Origin of the sequence: Virgibacillus tibetensis, assembly GCF_036026595.1 — a bacterium.
GTDB classification, from domain to species: Bacteria; Bacillota; Bacilli; order Bacillales; family Amphibacillaceae; genus Virgibacillus_P; species Virgibacillus_P tibetensis.
Genome location: NZ_JARZFX010000018.1, coordinates 1 through 18249 on the forward strand (window position 1 = coordinate 1; position 18249 = coordinate 18249).

The 18249-nt window shown below is 38.8% G+C and carries 17 protein-coding genes and 10 tRNA genes; 24 read left to right on the top strand and 3 right to left on the bottom strand.

The window, feature by feature from the left end; all coding sequences use genetic code 11:
- The first annotated feature begins 161 nt into the window (after positions 1-161).
- The 10 genes from QGM71_RS19305 (at position 162) to QGM71_RS19350 (ending at position 1337) form a co-directional block, all read left to right on the top strand.
- Positions 162-238, top strand: a tRNA-Met gene (locus QGM71_RS19305).
- Positions 239-257: 19 nt separating this feature from the next.
- A tRNA-Asp gene (locus QGM71_RS19310) sits at positions 258-334 on the top strand.
- A 217-nt stretch (positions 335-551) separates the two neighbouring features.
- A tRNA-Phe gene (locus tag QGM71_RS19315) sits at positions 552-627 on the top strand.
- A 23-nt stretch (positions 628-650) separates the two neighbouring features.
- Positions 651-735, top strand: a tRNA-Tyr gene (locus QGM71_RS19320).
- A gap of 17 nt (positions 736-752) precedes the next feature.
- Positions 753-826, top strand: a tRNA-Trp gene (locus QGM71_RS19325).
- 13 nt (positions 827-839) lie between these two features.
- Positions 840-912: transfer RNA gene (locus QGM71_RS19330), tRNA-His, on the top strand.
- A 13-nt stretch (positions 913-925) separates the two neighbouring features.
- Positions 926-1000, top strand: a tRNA-Gln gene (locus tag QGM71_RS19335).
- Between the two features lie 3 nt (positions 1001-1003).
- Positions 1004-1078, top strand: a tRNA-Gly gene (locus QGM71_RS19340).
- A 19-nt stretch (positions 1079-1097) separates the two neighbouring features.
- A tRNA-Cys gene (locus QGM71_RS19345) sits at positions 1098-1171 on the top strand.
- Positions 1172-1255: 84 nt separating this feature from the next.
- Positions 1256-1337: transfer RNA gene (locus tag QGM71_RS19350), tRNA-Leu, on the top strand.
- 462 nt (positions 1338-1799) lie between these two features.
- Here QGM71_RS19350 and QGM71_RS19355 read toward each other — a convergent pair.
- The gene (locus QGM71_RS19355; RefSeq protein WP_327609206.1) at positions 1800-3869 is read right to left on the bottom strand and encodes a peptidoglycan D,D-transpeptidase FtsI family protein; all 2070 of its coding nucleotides are present in this window, start codon (positions 3867-3869) and stop codon (positions 1800-1802) included.
- Between the two features lie 389 nt (positions 3870-4258).
- On the opposite strand from QGM71_RS19355, the gene QGM71_RS19360 reads away from it, so the two are divergent.
- The 4 genes from QGM71_RS19360 (at position 4259) to QGM71_RS19375 (ending at position 6595) form a co-directional block, all read left to right on the top strand.
- Positions 4259-4822 carry an HAD-IA family hydrolase gene (locus QGM71_RS19360; protein WP_327609271.1) on the top strand — a complete coding sequence of 188 codons (564 nt, stop codon included), beginning with the start codon at positions 4259-4261 and terminating at the stop codon, positions 4820-4822.
- Between the two features lie 43 nt (positions 4823-4865).
- Positions 4866-5510 (top strand): YczE/YyaS/YitT family protein, encoded by a 645-nt coding sequence (locus QGM71_RS19365; protein ID WP_327609207.1) that lies wholly within the window; start codon positions 4866-4868, stop codon positions 5508-5510.
- Between the two features lie 247 nt (positions 5511-5757).
- On the top strand, positions 5758-6432 hold the full coding sequence (locus QGM71_RS19370) for a hypothetical protein (RefSeq protein ID WP_327609208.1): 675 nt from the start codon (positions 5758-5760) through the stop codon (positions 6430-6432).
- A gap of 13 nt (positions 6433-6445) precedes the next feature.
- On the top strand, positions 6446-6595 hold the full coding sequence (locus QGM71_RS19375) for a hypothetical protein (RefSeq protein ID WP_327609209.1): 150 nt from the start codon (positions 6446-6448) through the stop codon (positions 6593-6595).
- On the opposite strand, the gene QGM71_RS19380 is transcribed toward QGM71_RS19375, so the two are convergent.
- Entirely contained in the window at positions 6585-6725 is a 141-nt protein-coding gene (locus QGM71_RS19380) for a hypothetical protein (RefSeq protein ID WP_327609210.1), read from the bottom strand. The genes QGM71_RS19375 and QGM71_RS19380 overlap by 11 nt on opposite strands.
- Before the next feature lie 270 nt (positions 6726-6995).
- Here QGM71_RS19380 and QGM71_RS19385 point away from each other — a divergent pair, with 270 nt between their 5' ends.
- Positions 6996-7421 (top strand): universal stress protein, encoded by a 426-nt coding sequence (locus tag QGM71_RS19385; RefSeq protein ID WP_327609211.1) that lies wholly within the window; start codon positions 6996-6998, stop codon positions 7419-7421.
- Positions 7422-7931: 510 nt separating this feature from the next.
- Here the strand turns inward: QGM71_RS19385 and QGM71_RS19390 are convergent.
- Positions 7932-9050, bottom strand: coding sequence for an NAD(P)/FAD-dependent oxidoreductase (locus QGM71_RS19390; protein WP_327609212.1), 1119 nt, complete (start codon positions 9048-9050; stop codon positions 7932-7934).
- 247 nt (positions 9051-9297) lie between these two features.
- On the opposite strand from QGM71_RS19390, the gene QGM71_RS19395 reads away from it, so the two are divergent.
- From QGM71_RS19395 to QGM71_RS19435, 9 genes are all read left to right on the top strand, one after another.
- Positions 9298-9891, top strand: a complete 594-nt coding sequence (locus QGM71_RS19395) for a DUF1129 domain-containing protein (protein ID WP_327609213.1) — start codon at positions 9298-9300, stop codon at positions 9889-9891.
- Between the two features lie 99 nt (positions 9892-9990).
- Positions 9991-10554, top strand: coding sequence for a hypothetical protein (locus QGM71_RS19400; protein WP_327609214.1), 564 nt, complete (start codon positions 9991-9993; stop codon positions 10552-10554).
- A gap of 80 nt (positions 10555-10634) precedes the next feature.
- Positions 10635-11564 (top strand): manganese-dependent inorganic pyrophosphatase, encoded by a 930-nt coding sequence (locus tag QGM71_RS19405; RefSeq protein ID WP_327609215.1) that lies wholly within the window; start codon positions 10635-10637, stop codon positions 11562-11564.
- A 322-nt stretch (positions 11565-11886) separates the two neighbouring features.
- Positions 11887-12162, top strand: coding sequence for a DUF485 domain-containing protein (locus tag QGM71_RS19410; RefSeq protein WP_327609216.1), 276 nt, complete (start codon positions 11887-11889; stop codon positions 12160-12162).
- The gene (locus QGM71_RS19415) at positions 12159-13703 is read left to right on the top strand and encodes a solute symporter family protein (protein WP_327609217.1); all 1545 of its coding nucleotides are present in this window, start codon (positions 12159-12161) and stop codon (positions 13701-13703) included. Before QGM71_RS19410 ends, QGM71_RS19415 begins: the two co-directional genes overlap by 4 nt.
- Positions 13700-15439, top strand: a complete 1740-nt coding sequence (locus QGM71_RS19420) for a LytS/YhcK type 5TM receptor domain-containing protein (protein ID WP_327609218.1) — start codon at positions 13700-13702, stop codon at positions 15437-15439. The genes QGM71_RS19415 and QGM71_RS19420 overlap by 4 nt, the downstream gene beginning before the upstream one ends.
- Before the next feature lie 19 nt (positions 15440-15458).
- Positions 15459-16229, top strand: a complete 771-nt coding sequence (locus QGM71_RS19425) for a LytR/AlgR family response regulator transcription factor (RefSeq protein ID WP_327609219.1) — start codon at positions 15459-15461, stop codon at positions 16227-16229.
- 138 nt (positions 16230-16367) lie between these two features.
- Positions 16368-16676, top strand: a complete 309-nt coding sequence (locus QGM71_RS19430) for a DUF485 domain-containing protein (RefSeq protein ID WP_327609220.1) — start codon at positions 16368-16370, stop codon at positions 16674-16676.
- A gap of 2 nt (positions 16677-16678) precedes the next feature.
- Positions 16679-18208, top strand: a complete 1530-nt coding sequence (locus QGM71_RS19435; protein WP_327609221.1) for a solute symporter family protein — start codon at positions 16679-16681, stop codon at positions 18206-18208.
- Positions 18209-18249 lie beyond the last annotated feature (41 nt).

An 18249-nucleotide genomic window follows, 5' to 3' on the forward strand; every position in this document is an offset into this window, starting at 1 on the left:
TCTTTCATATCGCGGGGTGGAGCAAGCCGTCAGCATCAAAGAATATGCTGCTATGGGCAAGCTTGCGAGGAGTGCAGCATCACCGAAATACTTGCAACACGACGAGCAGTTGGTCGAATACAGAATTACAGCATGGTACAATATAACATTTTCTTTCATATCGCGGGGTGGAGCAGTCTGGTAGCTCGTTGGGCTCATAACCCAAAGGTCGTAGGTTCAAATCCTGCCCCCGCAACCAATTTATATCAATTAAAATTGGTCCGGTAGTTCAGTTGGTTAGAATGCCTGCCTGTCACGCAGGAGGTCGCGGGTTCGAGTCCCGTCCGGACCGCCATTTATATATGTATTTTGTTCAATTTTTTACAATTATATGGCTCGGTAGCTCAGTCGGTAGAGAGCCGTACGCATCATTGAATTTACTTCTATGTGCAGGCTTGCGAGGAGTGCAACTCCAATGATATCACTTGCAACACGACGAGCATATTGCTTCAATGAGATTACTTCAAAGTTATTTGAAATGCGAAAACAATGTTCAGTTTTTACAATTATATGGCTCGGTAGCTCAGTCGGTAGAGCAAGGGACTGAAAATCCCTGTGTCGGCGGTTCGATTCCGTCCCGAGCCACCATTTTTCCATTTAAACATTTATGTGGAGGGGTAGCGAAGTGGCTAAACGCGGCGGACTGTAAATCCGCTCCCTCAGGGTTCGGCAGTTCGAATCTGCCCCCCTCCACCATTATGTTTTTTTATATTAGGGGTATAGTTTAACGGCAAAACGAAGGTCTCCAAAACCTTTGATGTGGGTTCGATTCCTACTACCCCTGCCAATTATTTTTCATGGCGATCGTGGCGAAGGGGTTAACGCACCGGATTGTGGCTCCGGCATTCGTGGGTTCAATTCCCATCGGTCGCCCTTTTTATATTATTGGGCTATAGCCAAGCGGTAAGGCATCGGGTTTTGATCCCGTGTATCCCAGGTTCGAATCCTGGTAGCCCAGCCAATTGCGGAAGTAGTTCAGTGGTAGAACATCACCTTGCCAAGGTGGGGGTCGCGGGTTCGAATCCCGTCTTCCGCTCCAATAATATAGTGCATTCTAGGGCGGTATAGCCAAGTGGTAAGGCAGAGGTCTGCAAAACCTCTATCACCGGTTCAAATCCGGTTACCGCCTCCAAAAATACCCCAATGTGAGTTTATATTCAGACACGTAGACTAAATAGTCTATCTGTTCAAATTTGTATAACATTGGTAAAATCTTGCCTGAGTGGTGGAACTGGCATACACGCAGCACTCAAAATGCTGTGCCGCGAGGCTTGTGGGTTCGAATCCCACCTCAGGTATCATAAAATGAAGACTTTCAACGCTAATGTTGAAAGTTTTTTTGTTTCTCTAAAATATATATTAGTTTTTTAAAACTAATATAGAAGACACGCAAACTCTTATACCCTGTATACTTGAGTTGCACACATACGCCATCTAAGCGGCGATCTATGTAACAGAGCTTAAATTTTTCTTTACCAAATAAGAAACAACTAATGAAATTACTGGCACAAAGGGTGCTAAAATAAACATCACAAAAAAATTATTGGTGTTAATATAGCAACTCCCCCAAAGAATAATGACATTTGAGAGATTTTCTTCAAGCCATAGAAAAGTATTAATATTATGATAGAATAAGGCAACCAATTCATAGGATTAAGCACCTCCTAATTATCTATTAATCATAAAATAATAGAAGCAATGAAGTTAAAAAAGAATCAAAAAAGCAGCCGTAAATCCTTTGGGGATTTATGGCTGCCATTTTATTCGGACTCGTTTTCTTCATCCTGTTCTTTTTTTACTTCAAAATAGGCCTCTAATATCCTTTGTCCAATCCTATGGTTAATCGGATGTCGATCATTAACTATACCTAAATGTGGAATAGTTATTGCAAATGCTATTTCTGGCTCATCATAGGGTGCATAGCCTACTAATGAAAGGTTTTCGGTATTTACCCCGTCGATACTATTTTCGGCAGTTCCTGTTTTTCCTGCTGCCTTATAATCTCGGTATTCTGGAGTTCCAAAGTAGTTATAACCTGTACCACCTGATTCCTGAAAAACCTGTCGAAACCCTTCTTGAACACGACTAATCTCACTTGAATCCATTTGAATTCTGTTTAAAACGTCTGTAGTGGTACTTCTATATACGGAACCTTGTTCATCTGTTGATAGAGCTGGGTTACGAATTTCTTTTAAGAAATGCGGTCTTACTCGATACCCATCATTAGCGATTGTTGATACATACTGTGCTAGTTGCATCGTAGTAAAAGTATCGTATTGCCCTATAGCATAGTCCATCAACAAACCAGGTTGTTGGTATGAGTTACCCTCGAGTCCTGTAGATTCATATGGATAGTCTATACCTGTAGGAGCACCTAACCCAAATTGTCTGAAGTAATTTCTCATCTCTTGCCAAGCGGAAGTATTAAATGAAGCATTACTCCCATCTGGAAATGGATATCTATGTTCTCCTCCCATTTTTAATGCAATATAAAACATGTATACGTTAGAGGAAAGTTTTAATGCGCTATAATCATTAACTGGACCCAGATCTCTGTATGAGCCTTTTCCCCTTGTGTCGTCTGCAATTTTTAATCGTCTATCATTAAATACTTGACCAGGAGTTGTTACTCCAGACTCATACCCTGCTAACACTGTAGCTCCTTTAATAGTTGAACCAGGCAGGTGTGAATCATGCATTGTTTTAAATGAAGTATTTATATACTCATTTTCTTCTTTGTCATGTGTTTGTCCACTGACAGCTAATAGTTCTCCGGTTTGTGGATTCATCACAACTGCTAGCGCATCCTCTAAATAGCGGTGTTGGTTTGGGTGCTTTTTGATAGTTTTTTCCAATTCTTCCTGCACGATCTTATCCACTTCTTGTTGAAATTGCATATCTATCGTTAATATTAAATCTTTGCCTGGGTTTCCTTCCACAATGGTCGTAGAATCAATTACAGTTCCATCCTTCTCTGTAGTATATTGAATTTCTTCTTTCCTGCCGCGTAATATATCTTCGTAATACTCTTCTAGTCCACTTTTTCCAACTCGATCATTTCTGCTATAGCCCCGGGTTAAGTAATATTGTTCCCGATCTTCTGGAATTCCTTGTTCTTGAGTTGTTATTGATCCTGCTAAACTACGAAATGTATTTTCATAGGGGTATTCTCTTACCCAGTCGGTTGTAGCGTTAATACCGGGAAGATCACCAAGATTTTCAGCGACTTCAGCATATTCAGTTGATGTTACGTCTCTGTTTTTAACAACTTGCGGAGTCAGGGAGTAAGCTTTATCAAGCTCCGCTTTGATAGCTATTACTTCTTTTTCTTCGTCAGAAAAGTTACTAATCTCTTCTTCTGTAATTGTCTCTAATATAGCACTGTATTGTTCTGCAGGAGTCATTTCATCTGCTTCAGTTTCAGATAAACGACTGTCGGCTTCTTCTGTGTTTAATAAGTACCAGTATTCCTTTTTGTTTCTTTCTGTAATTCCATCAGTATCCATAGAAAGAAATTCAGCTAGTTTCTTGGCTACATCCAGTCTATCTTTTGCTTGAATACCTTTAGCTGGAGTATAGGTTATAGAGTATAGAGCTTTATTGTCGACTACTACATTATAATTCTTATCGTATATTTTCCCTCTTGGTACTGGAATTTTCGTAGTGTCCTGAATCGTTCGATCTATTTCTTCCTGAAAAGAGTCTCCATTTAATATTTGGACAACCCCCAATTGAAGTATTAATGCAGCAAATAACAAGAATACAACAAAAAACAGTATGTTTAATCGTAAGGGAATTTGCACTACTTTATTTTTTGTGTTTTTTCTCATTTTTTTCCCCCTTGTTTATGGTAGATTCGCAAATATTATTGAAGTATTGCTATATAATTGCGGGATTTTGTATTAATTAAAAATTATATTTTTATGTAAAAGTCCCTAATAAAAAATTACTATGAAAGCAACTTGTAGAAGTATGATCGTTATTAAAAATTAAGACGAAGTTTACAAAAAATCGGCAATACATTTTTTCCTTTTTAACATGTCTTTTTCACTAATTAATACTTAAACTAAGCAATCAATTATATCTCACCTTTACATATTACCATTTTGGTCGCTTTAACTAAACTAAATAGGAAGAAAAAGGAGGAACTCTCTCTGGATTTTAAAAACATAGTTGCGTATAATGCATAGATAATAAGGAAGACAGTGGAGGTATTTATCTGAATATATTATGGGATTTTGATGGCACATTAATTAACACGTATCCTGCATATACACGATTATTTACACAAGTTTTGGAAGAAACTACTGACCCAGATGAAATATATAAACATTTAAAAAAATCTTTTTCTCATGCCATGCAATACTATAAGTTAACAGAACATCAGGTGGAAGAGTTACGTTTTCTGGAAAGTAAAATAGAACAACGAGATGTTAAGCCTTTTCCTGGAGTTGAAAAGGTTCTAAAGTTTGCATCAAAGAATGTTATCATGACACATAAGGATAGAGAAGGAGTAGACTCTATTCTTAAGTATTATGGCATGACTCACTATTTCACTGATATTGTTTCTATTGATGATGGATTTCCCCGGAAGCCAGATGCTTCTGCTTATCGTTATTTACATAGGAAATACACAATAGATTTAGTTATAGGGGATAGAGAGTTGGATATTCTACCTGCAAAGGAATTAGGAATTAAAACATGCCTGTTTCAAAATAAAAAGGCAGTTGCTGACTTTTATATTGACAATTATACAACCTTTTTTGAGGAAGTAACGTTATAACCCAGTCAAAAAAGAAATATCAACAAGAGAGAGAAGGAGAAATATGATACTTACAATTCGCTGGGCTTTTTTTGTGATGGGAATTCTATTATTCAGTTTTGGAATTACTGTCGCACTAAGTGTACAGCATTTAGGGATTCATCCTTGGGATGTTTTGAATGTAGCACTTTTTGAGAAAATTGGTCTGTCTATAGGGACTTGGGCGATTATTATCTCTATATCTTTAATTGGTGTTTCTTGGATTCTGGATAAAAGCTATATTAAGCTAGGAACCTTTTTCAATGCTGTCTTAGTAGGTGCGTTTGTTGACCTTTTTTTGTGGTTGGATTTTCTGCCGGGGGCAACTAGCACATGGATTGATTTTATTGTCATTATTACGGGAATCATTATTATGGGGATAGGTGGAGGCTTATATAACTCTGCTGGTGTAGGTGCAGGACCTCGTGATGGATTTATGCTGTCTATTTCGGATAAACTGGGGGCTCCAGTAGGAAGAGTGCGTATTATTACAGAGAGTGGTGTGCTCTTAATCGGTATTTTCTTAGGTGGACCTGTGTTTATTTTTACGTTTTTATTTACTTTTATCCAGAGTCCGTTGTTCCAGTATTCTTATTTGAAGTTTGGACGTCTTATTTCTCGTATCGAGTACAAGCACTTGAATAAACAATTACCACGATCAAGCGCATAGCCTGAAGGCATCGAATGACAGAATAAAGCTTCAGTAGTGCTGCTAAATCCTAGTTGCCGTTATGATGTGCTGATATAAACTTATTAAAATTTATAAATGGATCGATATATTGCTGTGAAGTTGTTAATTTGCTTTAGAGAAAATCTGATTTCCATGCTTACAAACAGGTTTAAAACACGATTTTCATCATATGCAGTATTTACACCTCTATGCTACTATGGTGAAAATAGCAAAGGGGGGAATATATATGTCAATGAGAAAAGATAATATTATTTACTTTCCAAATAATGTACAAGAGCAATTAGTAACTATTTTGGATGAAGTTTTTTATTTTTCAATTCATACACAGGATGAACTGATTCTGACACTTACAGAAGAGTTAATTATGGCAATGGGGGTTTCTGAGGACCTTGCAGACCGATCCTTCTCACAGCTCGTATGGTGGATAACATTTTGTTTGCCTATAGGAAAACAAGGAGAGACCATCTACAAGCAATATTTGATGAAGAATAAGCAGAACTGGGGGAATAAGGGACCGCTGCTTAAAGAAGTATTAGTAAGCTGGTTGAATGTTAGTCCAGGTTTTTACTACGTGGAGAATAATGAAATTTATAGTGAAAAGGTATTCACTTTATGTGATTTGTTTGAAAGAAAAAATAAACTGGTGTGTATATACAATGAAATTTTTCAACCGCCCAAACGAGGGGAATTAGTAACCGGCCTGTTAATACCTATGGGTAACGGAACCTATACTAATCAAAATGGATTTTTGCATCTCCCACAGGATTTATCTCACACTGTAACACATGAAATTGTCTCCTATTTTAATCACCATGCCAAATCCCCTAATTACCAATTAAACTCACATTTGTATCCTCAATTGATAACCTTAGCCCTTCAAACAATCGAACGGGAAATATAGGTGAAAGCAATTGATGTATAAAACAGAAAATTCAATTACCTATTTCGCCAGCTATAAGATACGAATTATTTTCATAGAAGTGTTGTCTGCAGAAAAGGTACAAATGAAAATGACCAAAGAAAAGGTACAGCTTCTTTGGTCCCAGGGTTCTGCTATATATTAATTTCAACAGATTCAGACAGAGCTCTGTCTATATCATACTCCTCAATTATTTCCTGCAGCCAAATCCAACAAAAAATTAATACAGCAATTGTTGCTAATAGTATTAATAAGACAATTAGTTTGCCTTTCATATAATATCCTCTCCTTCAGCCTCTAAACTAAGATTACCAAACCGTTCTCCAGCTGTAAATACGTAAGCATTTCTCATGCTAGAATGAAGATCATGTTAGGGTCAGGCAGTTATTTCATATCATTAAGATATCATGGATTAATGTAATTTAGAGCTAGTGATCGTAAGAAACATCCACTGTAGTCATGAAAAAAGTGAAAATTCACAAGAGTTACTTGCAATTCTGAGGAATTAGTATGATATAATTATAAAAAGCTAGTTTCCTAAAGAGGTGGAGCATTTGTTTAACCGTATTCTATTGGCAGCAGACGGATCCGAACACTCTGTACGATCGGCTCGCTATGCAATTGATCTTGCTGAAAAATACAACGCTGCAGTTGTTGCTGTATACGTTGTCGACAGGCAAAAGGCAAAGTCAGATGTTCTGCATGCGACGAACAAGTTCGAAATAGAAAAAAAACGTAAAGAGAAGATTAAATCAGTTACCAGTTTACTAAAGGAATCAAAAATTGATTATAAAGTGCAGGTGCTGCATGGTGAGGCAGGCCCAACAGTAGTTAGATATGCTAATGATAATCATTTTGACTGTGTAGTAATTGGCAGCCGAGGGCTTAATAACCTGCAGACCTTCATCCTGGGCAGTGTAAGTCATAAAGTTGCAAAACGGGTAGAATGTCCAGTTCTGATAGTTAAATAGTAGTTTCAGAAGTTGTCTGAACAGGGGGACAACTTCTTTTTTAATGTATGGAAATTATAAAATTTGTGGGCTGTGTATGACGAATTAAATTATCTAGCCACGTCCAGCTTCGACGGACAGGACGTCCTAGTGCCGATGAAGCCACAGGACGTGGCGTTTTCATCGGCCAGTGTCCATCACCAAATGTCCTTTTCGGAAACCTCCTTAATCTAGCTCAACATCGATTCGTTACGGATAAGGAAGGCCGACTATTCCTGAGCTTGTGCTCAGGCGTCGACATACCCCTATTTAGGGGCATGTTTCCTTTTATGAACTTGACTTATCGCCAGAAAAGGCGAAAGTCTAAGTGAATCTTATACTCTGGAGTAGGGGAAGATCGACTAAATACGCCGCTCCAGAGCTACTACGTCGACCCACCCTCGGGTGCGCGGGCGCAGTCCGTACGTCCCTAAACGGGCGGCTTGCGCTTTTGTTCATAGAAAGAAAAAACTCTGTGAAAGATGTAATAAATTATTGGATTGCACCAGCAATATCGTAGTCAGTTAAATTAATTTCCAACTCTTCATCTAACACCAGCTTTGCCAGTTGCTCCCCAATATAAGGGCCCATTGTCAGGCCAGAGGCTCCCAGTCCATTCGCGAGTATGAGCCCCTTAAAACCAGGAAGAGTCCCTAGTACAGGGAGAAAACCAGGGGTAACTGGCCGAAAGCCAACTCGTGTTTCCAGAACTGTGCTGGAGGCCAGTCCAGGCGCTACAGCAATTGCTTTGGATAAGATTTCATGCAGGCCACCTGCAGTGACTCGGTGGTCGAAGCCTGCACCATCCTCATGAGTCGCACCAATGACAATCCGCCCTTCTTTAAAAGCCAGCATGTATTGATTATTCGGTGGCATGACAACAGGCAGGTGATCAGTAGTTAACCCTGGAACTTGCAGGTGCATGATCTGTGCTCGTTGTGGTTCCACATTAAACGTAACACCTAGTGGTTTTAGCAGATTGCCCATCCAGGCTCCAGTTGCAGCCACTACGGTATCTGCGTAAATGGTATTTCCATTAACTACTGCACCGGTAATTCTTGTTCCTTCATTTATGATAGTGGCATTACCAAATAGCAGGGTGGCTCCATGTTTTTGGGCCCCATTTAGTAGGGAATTACGAAGTTTTCTGCCATCCACACGCGCTGCACCACTTACATGAACCGAATTAAATGTGCCATCCAAAAGTGGAAACATTGCTTGCGTTTGTTCAGCATCAAGCAGGGTAATATTCCCAATCTCTGGGGCATCTTCCCGGCGCTTAATTGCCCGCTCTTGCATTCCCAACAGCTTTTTTTCATCCGTATGCAGGCTGATTGCTCCGACTCGAGAATAGCCAGTATCATCTTCCCCATCTCTGGACAGTTCATCAATTAAATCCGGGTAAGTCCTGGCGCCGCCTTTGGCTAGACGGTACCAAGCTTTGTTCCGGCGCTGTGATAACCACGGACATACTATTCCGGCTGCAGCATCAGTTGCCTGCCCAACATCTTTCCGATCTACAATAATCGTTTCCACACCACTTTTAGCTAGATGATAAGCAGTTGAGGCACCTGTAATTCCGCCGCCAATAATAATTACTTTTTGTACCATGTTAAACTTCCTTAACCATTCTGTACATTAGTTTCATCTGATCAGCGTGTCCAAATTCCTGACTGGATCTTGTATTCTCCAGGGTGAAATTACGTGTGAAAATAAAATGATTTAGCATAAAAGAGCCTCCAGTGTATGTAGTAGTTCTTTTATCATAAAAATAATGTGGTTGAATGTAAAATTAATTGTTTATTAAAGCAGGGAAATGCTACCTAAATAAAGAATTAGGAAAAGGGGGGGAGAGAGAATGAATGGGAGTATGTGGAAAATAATATTCGTGCAAGAAAATTTTATAGGAAGAATCTTATCTTATATTGGAGTTATTATAATTATCTCAGGATTGATCGCAGGATACAATATGTCAACTTACGTTCATTATGTAGATGGGTATGGAAACGAAGAGAGGTTTTTTGAATGGACGTCTTTTTTTGTGTTGGCAGGCGGTTCTTTTTTATTTGGCGTTGCGCTTCTGGGCTTTTCAGAGGTAATTAACTTGTTACATATAATAAGTGGTCGAATTAATTCTTTAAAGCTAACTAATGAAAACAAAAAACCGAGTATATATGAAGAAAATCATGAGATAGAGGATATGGTGAAATCGAAAGAGTGGACCCTGCAAGAATCAGATGAACAGAAAATTTACCAGCTATTCTCGGATAAAGCAATATTAGAAATTAAACCAACCGAAGTGGAAGAAAATTGTATAGTGCGTCTGCAAGACCGAGAAGGCCCGTTAAGTCCATATGTAACAGTAGTTGACGTGAGTGGAATGATGGCCAGTGAAGTCCAGGATGTTGAACTAAAACAGCATCTGATTGCATGGTATAATGAACAAACGTAAAGTACTCATGTTTTGAGTGCTTCTTTCTATATCTGCAATAAATTGTACAGCTGTTTTGTTATAGTTAAGAAGGATATAAAAAAATAGGGAGTTGTCTACTTGGTTAAAAGAAATCGTGTATCGAAGCTAGGATGGTTCGGCTGGACATTAATAAGTGCCGCGCTCGTTACGGTTATTGGTTCTGTCCTGTTCTATACAAATATAATGAACTTAGACTTAATGTCAATTATAGACCGAGATGAATCTACACAACCAACGGAAGAAGAAGTTACTGAAGATACGGTTAAAGAAATCGAAAAGGTGCAGGAAACAGTTGGTAAAGACCATGCAGAAATCGGTGAATTTATTGCGGAAATGCATAGATATTATAATAAAACTACGGGATATGGGGGGATCCGCAACTTGGACTGGCCTGATCAAATAGAGAAAGCAGAGGAAGTGGCAGCTACGATAGATAGAGAGAAATCCACCGTTACAAATGATGCCTTACTAGAGGATTTAGAGACGATACAGCAGCTTGCTAATACAGCTATCAGTGAGCAGGATGCCTCCCAGGTCCGTGATCTGCATCGTTTGTTTCATGATCTGGATATCGCTTTAAACAGCTATAATGGTTCTGATAGAATTTGGAATGTAACAGAAACATTAAAGAGAAAAAATTGAGTGAATTGCTATTCACAGAACAATAAATTGTGGTAATCTAGATAATGGTAAAGGACAAGCTTAAGAGAAGGAGTATGAACATGGAAAAGACGTTAGTATTTGGACATAAAAATCCCGACACAGATTCCATCTGTTCTGCATTGGCATATGCTGATTTAAAAAACAAGTTGGAAATAACTGCTCAACCCGCAAGACTTGGTTCAGTTAGCAAAGAAACACAGTTTGCTTTAGATCAATTTGATGTGGAAGCTCCCAAATTGATCGACAAAGTAGAAGAGGACATAAAAGAAGTAATCCTGGTGGATCATAACGAATTTCAACAAAGTGTGGACAACATAAAAGATGTACGGATTGCTGAAGTTATAGACCATCATCGTATATCGAATTTCGAAACGAAGGAGCCTCTATATTTTCGTGCGGAGCCAGTAGGCTGTACTGCGACTATTATAAATAAATTATACAAGGAAAATGATGTGCCTGTTTCAAAAGAAATTGCCGGGTTATTAGTATCGGCAATTATATCGGACTCATTATTGTTAAAATCGCCAACATGCACACAGGAAGATGTTGACGCAGCATATGAGTTAGCTGAAATCGCTGGTGTTAATCTGGAAACGTACGGATTGGAATTGCTAGAAGCAGGAGCAGACCTGAGTGATAAAACAGTTAAAGAGCTTTTAACCATGGATGCAAAAGGGTTTGCCATGGGAGGAGAGAAAGTTGAAATTGCCCAAGTGAATGCTGTAGAAGTTACTAAGGTATACGAGAATCAAAAAGATTTAGAAATAGAAATTAACCAAATTATTAAAGAGCGAGATCTTTCCCTGTTCTTATTCGTTGTTACGGATATTATTAATAATAACTCCGAAGTTATGGCTCTCGGCGATGGTAGTAGTAAAGTAGAAGCGGCATTTGGGGTTACCCTTAAAAATAACAGAGCATTACTGGAAGGTGTTGTATCCCGTAAAAAGCAAGTTGTTACAGCTCTGACTGATATGTTTAATAAATAGAGAATAGAGTAATATGATTATTCGGCAGGGGCCTATACTTTCCTCTACTGAACTAGATAAATGAATTCAACAGCCCCATCCTTCGAAATAAACACTATTTCAAGGGTGGGGCTGTTGTTCTGATTTTTAACAAAATACTAGGTTAGGTCGTTAACTTGAGAGGTAGTTGCCTTTACTTCTAAGCCATATTCAGTTATTATTCATAATAAATAGAATTTGCTGAAAAATAAATTGTATTACTTCATTCAAAATGGGGGAAACCCGTTGACAACACTGGATTCTACTACTTAACTATAAAGATTGAAAGAAGTGAAGTAACAAAATGGACGCCTTGTTTGATCAACTTGTACACGAAAAAAAACGATTTCTTTTTCCAGTGATTGTTTTTTTATTTGTTTTTTATTTTACACTGCCATTTACATTAGCTTTCTTTCCTGAACAAATGAGCATGCCAGCACCGTATACTGCTATACCCTGGGCATGGATATATGCCTTTGGCCAGTTTATCATGACATGGTTATTAGGATGGATGTATTGGCGTAAAGCAAAGCGTTTTGATCAGCTGATTGACCAGATGAAGCAGGAGGTAAGACAATGAATCTGACTTATTTTCTGTTTTTTATCTGCATAATTATTTGTACATTAATTATTACATATTGGGCCGCAAAACGTAGTAAAACAAGCAGTCAATTTTATACAGCAGCAGGCAGTTTAACGGGTATTCAAAACGGAATGGCGATTGCTGGGGATTATATTAGTGCGGCATCTTTTTTAGGCATTGTGGGTGCGATTGCAATTAATGGTTATGATGGATTTTTATATTCTATTGGTTTTCTGGTTTCTTATTTAATTGTGCTGTTTTTAGTTGCTGAACCAGTACATCATTTAGGTAAATACTCACTTGGAGATGTAATATGCTCCCGCTTTCCAAGTAATAGAATGCGTTGGATTATGGCATTTGGTGCCTTTATTATTTCCATTCTGTATATGATTCCGCAGCTGGTTGCTTCTGGACTTTTAATCCGATTATTGTTGGATATAAATTACTCGGCATCAGTCATGATTATTGGAGGCTTAATGACCGTTTATGTCGTATTTGGGGGGATGACAGCTACTTCATGGGTCCAAATAGTCAAAACGGTTGTACTCATGTCAGGAACGTTTCTATTGGCTTTAATTGTGTTTTCACGGTTTAACTGGAGCATTACAGATCTGATTGCAGAAGTAAAAGAGGGAACACCTTTGGGGGAACAGTTTTTTATTGCTGGTCATTTATTAAACAGTCCGCTGGAGACAGTATCACTTCAGCTGGCTTTAATACTTGGAACTGCTGGCCTTCCACATATACTAATTCGGTTTTACACTGTCCGCAATGCGTTAGAGGTGCGGCGATCCCTACTGACTGCCAGCTGGATTATCGGTTTTTTTTATATAATGACACTTGTCCTTGGTTTGGGGACAGTGGCTATGATCGGGTATGACGAACTCGTTAATACAGATTCTACAGGAAATCTGGCTGCTCCATTATTAGCCCAAGCACTTGGAGGAGATTTTCTATTGGCCTTTATTTCAGCGGTTGCTTTTACTACCATTGTGGCTGTTGTAGCAGGCTTGGTTATATCCGCCACAACGGCTTTTTCGCATGATATATACCATCATATTATTAAAAAAGGTAACACAACAGAGAAGGAACAATTACTCGCTGCCAGATGGACAGCCCTTGGTGTTGGGATCATTTCAACCCTATTCGCACTGGGTCTGGAGAATATAAATGTAACTTTTCTTGTTTCTTTAACATTCATTGTTGCAGCCTCCAGTAACTTTCCAGTTCTTCTTTTAACCATCTATTGGAGGAGGTTTAATCAAAGAGGTGCCATTATTGGTATGTTAAGTGGATTGATCGCTTCACTAATCTTATTGTTATTAGGACCCCATGTAATGAATACAGATGGGGGATTGATTGCGAAAGAAGCTTATTTCACCTTATATAACCCAGGAATTATTGCCATCCCAATTGGTTTTTTAGGTGCATTAGCTGGAACATTATTATCACCGGATCCCCCTCAGAGCAGAAGTGAATTTAGAAGATTTTACATAAAAGCCCAAACTGGAATAGAGACAAGGGGAGATCAGCCATGAAGGACTTGACCGTTATTTTATTTGAACGATTGGGTTTACTATTGGTACTGGCTTTCGTCCTGACAAGAACACCTGGTTTTCGTTCATTGCTATACAGAGAGTTTAACGTCAAAATGTCTCTTGTCCATGCATGTATGTTTGGACTATTTGGGATAGCAAGTACGTTAACTGGGGTAGTAATTGAGGATGGAACAGTGGTTTACAATAACTTGGTATGGTCAGTCAATGATGACCAGATGGTTGTTAGCTCAAGTTTAGTAGCGATTGTAATAGCAGGATTATTAGGTGGTCCTGTCGTTGGCCTGGGAGCTGGACTGGTTGCAGGTGGCCACCTCGTTCTGCTAGGTGGCATTGGGTGGCTGGCAAATGGGTTAGTTAATCCTTTAACTGGATTATTGGCAGGATTAACGGCACGATTCTTTTCAAAAGAACGGGTTATTTCACCAATGAAGGCTTTGTTTATTGGTGTATTTCCACCAGTTCTGCAAATGCAGCTGTTGCTCATTTTTCATCCAGAAGCGAATGAAACAATTAATATAGTTAATACAATAGGTCTTCCTCTTGTATTGTCTAATAGTATTGCAATTGCTATCTTTACCGCAATGATCGGTATTGTTTTACGGGAACAGGAAAACGAGGCAGCGTTAGCGACAAAACAGGCATTATCTATTGCTGAGGATGCACTCCCTTTCCTGAAGAAAGATTATGCTGGGGAAACTGCAGAAGGGATTGCAAATTTACTTTATGACCGTTTGAAAATAGCTGCCGTATCGGTAACGAATGGAGAAGATGTATTAGCTCACAAGGGTCTTGGTGATGATCATCATCAAAAAGGGGATAAAGAAACTGCTTCCCTTGCTTTGGAAGCAATGCATTCGAAGAAAATGAAAGTTGCCTACTTACAGTCAGAGATACAGTGCGCACAGGAGGACTGTCCTCTTGAAGCAGCAATTATTATACCTATAATGGAAGAACAGGAAACGACAGGTCTTATTACGTTTTATTTTAGAAAAGCACAACATATTCGTCCTGTAGAGATTGGTTTGGCACAAGGACTAGGGGAATTAATTTCCAATCAACTGAATATAATTGCCGCTGAAAAATTAAAGGAGCATATTCGTGACGCAGAACTTAGAAACCTGCAGGCGCAGATCAATCCACATTTTCTTTTCAATACACTCCAAATGATTGCAACACTGTTTAGAGTAAATCCAGAAAAGGCAAGGCATATTACCGTACAATTAGCACATTACATGCGGTTTAACCTGGGTTTGGTCTCTAACTCGCTCGTTCATTTTGAAAAAGAATGCGAACATGTACAGGCATATATAGCAATTATCCAGGCGCGCTTTGCGAGTCGACTAAAGATTTACTTTTCACAAGCAGAAGGAATTTCGCAGGTTTATATTCCGCCTTCAACTATTCAGCCATTAGTCGAAAACTGTATTCAGCATGGACTGCAAAATGTGGTTAATGGCGGTAAGGTAGAGGTGCTTATCCAGAGGGAGCAGGGGAAAGTCCAAATAACTGTTCGTGATAATGGGACGGGATTTCCAGAAGATGTTTTGGTGCGAGCTGGCCATAGTCCACTAGCGGATAAACAAAATGGTGGTACAGGCTTGTATAATGTTAATCAACGATTAATAAGCTTACTAGGAGAACAAGCTCGATTGTCTATAAAAAACTTGCCTTCTAAAGGAAGCGAAGTATCTTTTATCATTCCATGTGATAAGTAGAAGAAAGGTTGGTATTCTAATGGAAATACAGGTGATGATTGCTGAAGATGAGCAGCTTGCTCGAGAAGAATTAATTTTCATGTTAGAAAATGAAAAGGATTTTAGTCTTACTCCCAGTGCGGAGACGGGGATCCAATTAATTGAATTATATAAGCGCCATAGGCCCGCTGTTATTTTTCTTGATGTACAAATGCCTGGAATGTCGGGAGTAGAAGCTGCCAAGGTAATTGCAGAATTATCCGGGGAGCAGCGACCGTTATTTATTTTTACTACAGCGTTTGACGAATATGCGGTGGAAGCTTTTGAAATTGAAGCCATTGACTTTTTATTGAAACCGTATGACGATGTGCGTTTTCAACAAACGATAGAGCGAATTAGAAAGCGGGTGGCTCACTCTCATTCAAAGAAGGGAGGTGATAATTTTCAGATGAAGACCAATTCTACTATTAATAACCCGCCATCCAAGCTATTGATTGATGATGGTGAACGAATGGTTGTACTATCACCAGAATCAATCTATTACGCAATGCCCTCCAAGAGACTATTAGAAATTCACACGGAGAACAAGGTTGTCGAAAGCCGCATGACATTACAAGAATTAGAAAATAAGTTACAAGGTTTTTCATTCTTTCGCCCGCACCGAAGTTATTTAGTTAACTTAAACCACATTGAGGAAATTACACCCTGGTTTAATGGAACAAGTAATATTACCCTTAATGATAAAAGAAAAACGACGATACCTGTTAGTCGAGCTGCAAGGAAATTATTTTTTGATATGTTTGAAAATTGACCGTTCATTAGTAAATTTTAACGATTCAAACAGATTTTAATGCAATTGGTACAAAAATTAATTATGTTCTTCCTACTTTGCTTATACTTTTAGTAAGCGCTTACAAGAAAAAGTTAAGCTAAAGGAGGAAGTACTATTGTGGAAAAATTTTCTCAAATAGAAAAAAGCGAAGAATTTCAGGAATTAAAAAGATCCAAACGGCGTTTTATCTGGCCAGTTACAATTATTTTCTTCTTATACTATCTATCCTTTCCACTAATGGCAGGATATGCGAAGCCACTCATGAGTTCATTTGTTTTTGCTAACTTCACGTTTGGCTACTTGTTTGGTCTGTCATTTTATATCGTCGCATGGACCCTGGCATTTATCTATGTCATCAAGGCCAGAGGTTATGACAAAAAGATAGAAGTAATTAAAGAAAAGTACCTTGAGAAGGAAGGGACGTAACTATGGGGCCACAACTATTTGGTATCTTTTTGTTTGTTGCAATTGTTGGGTTGACAATGTATGTGACCTACTTAGCATCGAAAAGAAATAAGAGTACAAATGATTTCTATGCTGCTGGTCGATCATTAACTGGTATGCAAAATGGATTTGCTCTAGCTGGCGATTATTTGAGTGCAGCTTCATTTCTTGGAATAGCCGGGCTAGTTGCTCTGCATGGTTATGATGGATTTATGTATGCTGTAGGTTGGCTGATGGGTTATGTTATTGTGCTGTTCATCGTTGCAGAACCTTTTAGAAACTCAGGGAAATTTACCTTAGCTGATGTGCTTTCCTATCGGTTAAATAAAAGGCCTGTTCGAAGTGCAGCGGCAGTAGTAACATTAGCGGTAACACTTTTTTACATGGTCGCACAGCTAGTAGGAGCAGGTGCAATAATCCAGCTGCTGGTGGGGATTCCATATGAGATAGCAATTGTTTTCATTGGAATATTAATGATTATTTACGTATCACTTGGTGGTATGCTCGCAACTAGTTGGGTTCAAATAATTAAAGCGGTTTTACTTATGTCCGCTATGGTTATCATGATCCTGTTTATTGCTGTTCTGTTTAACTTCAATTTATCCTCTCTATTTGGGGCTGTTATTGATAAGAATGGTGTCGAGTTCTTACAGCCAGGAAGGTTGTACAGTAATCCAATTGATCTGCTTTCCTTGGGTATGGCACTCATATTGGGTACTGCAGGGCTACCACATGTCTTGGTGCGTTTTTACACTGTTCCAACTGCACAAGCTGCACGAAGCTCAGTTATATGGGCGATGGGGCTAATCGGCGTTTTTTATATTATGATTTCAATCATTGGGTATGCTGCTTCTGTATTCGTTGGAGCAGATGAAATTGTTGCGATTGATGCCGGTGGTAATATGGCAGCCCCTCTATTGGGTCAATATTTAGGCGGTGGAGCTGGTACGGTAGGTGGAGAAATGTTTATGGCTGCAATTGCGGCTGTTGCCTTTGCAACGATTGTAGCTGTTGTAGCAGGTCTTGTCATTACTGGTGCTGGCGCATTTGCTCACGATATTTATACCAACGTTATTAAACGAGGAGAAGTTGATAGTAAGAGGCAATTTAAAGTAGCGCGTGTTGCTGCACTTGTTATCGGTATTCTTTCCGTAATAATTGGAATTCTGGCAAAAGGTCTGAATGTTGCTTATTTAGTTGTACTGGCATTTGCTGTTGGGGCAAGTGCAAATTTACCAGTTATAATCTTTGCATTATATTGGAAAAGATTCAATACAACTGGCGCAGTTGCGAGTATGCTGATTGGAACGGTTACTGCAGTTACCTTGGTTATGATTGGACCAAGCGTTATGGGAGATAAAGCTATATTTCCATTAGCAAATCCAGGGATAATTAGTATCCCGGCAGGATTCTTAGCAGCTTACCTATTTACAATCTTTAGTAAACCGGAAGATAACGACCAGATATTTGCTGAAATGTCAGTAAAATCGAATACCGGAATAGGTTCTGAATAATTATAAGAGTTTTATAGATACGTACTGAAAAGTATTTTATG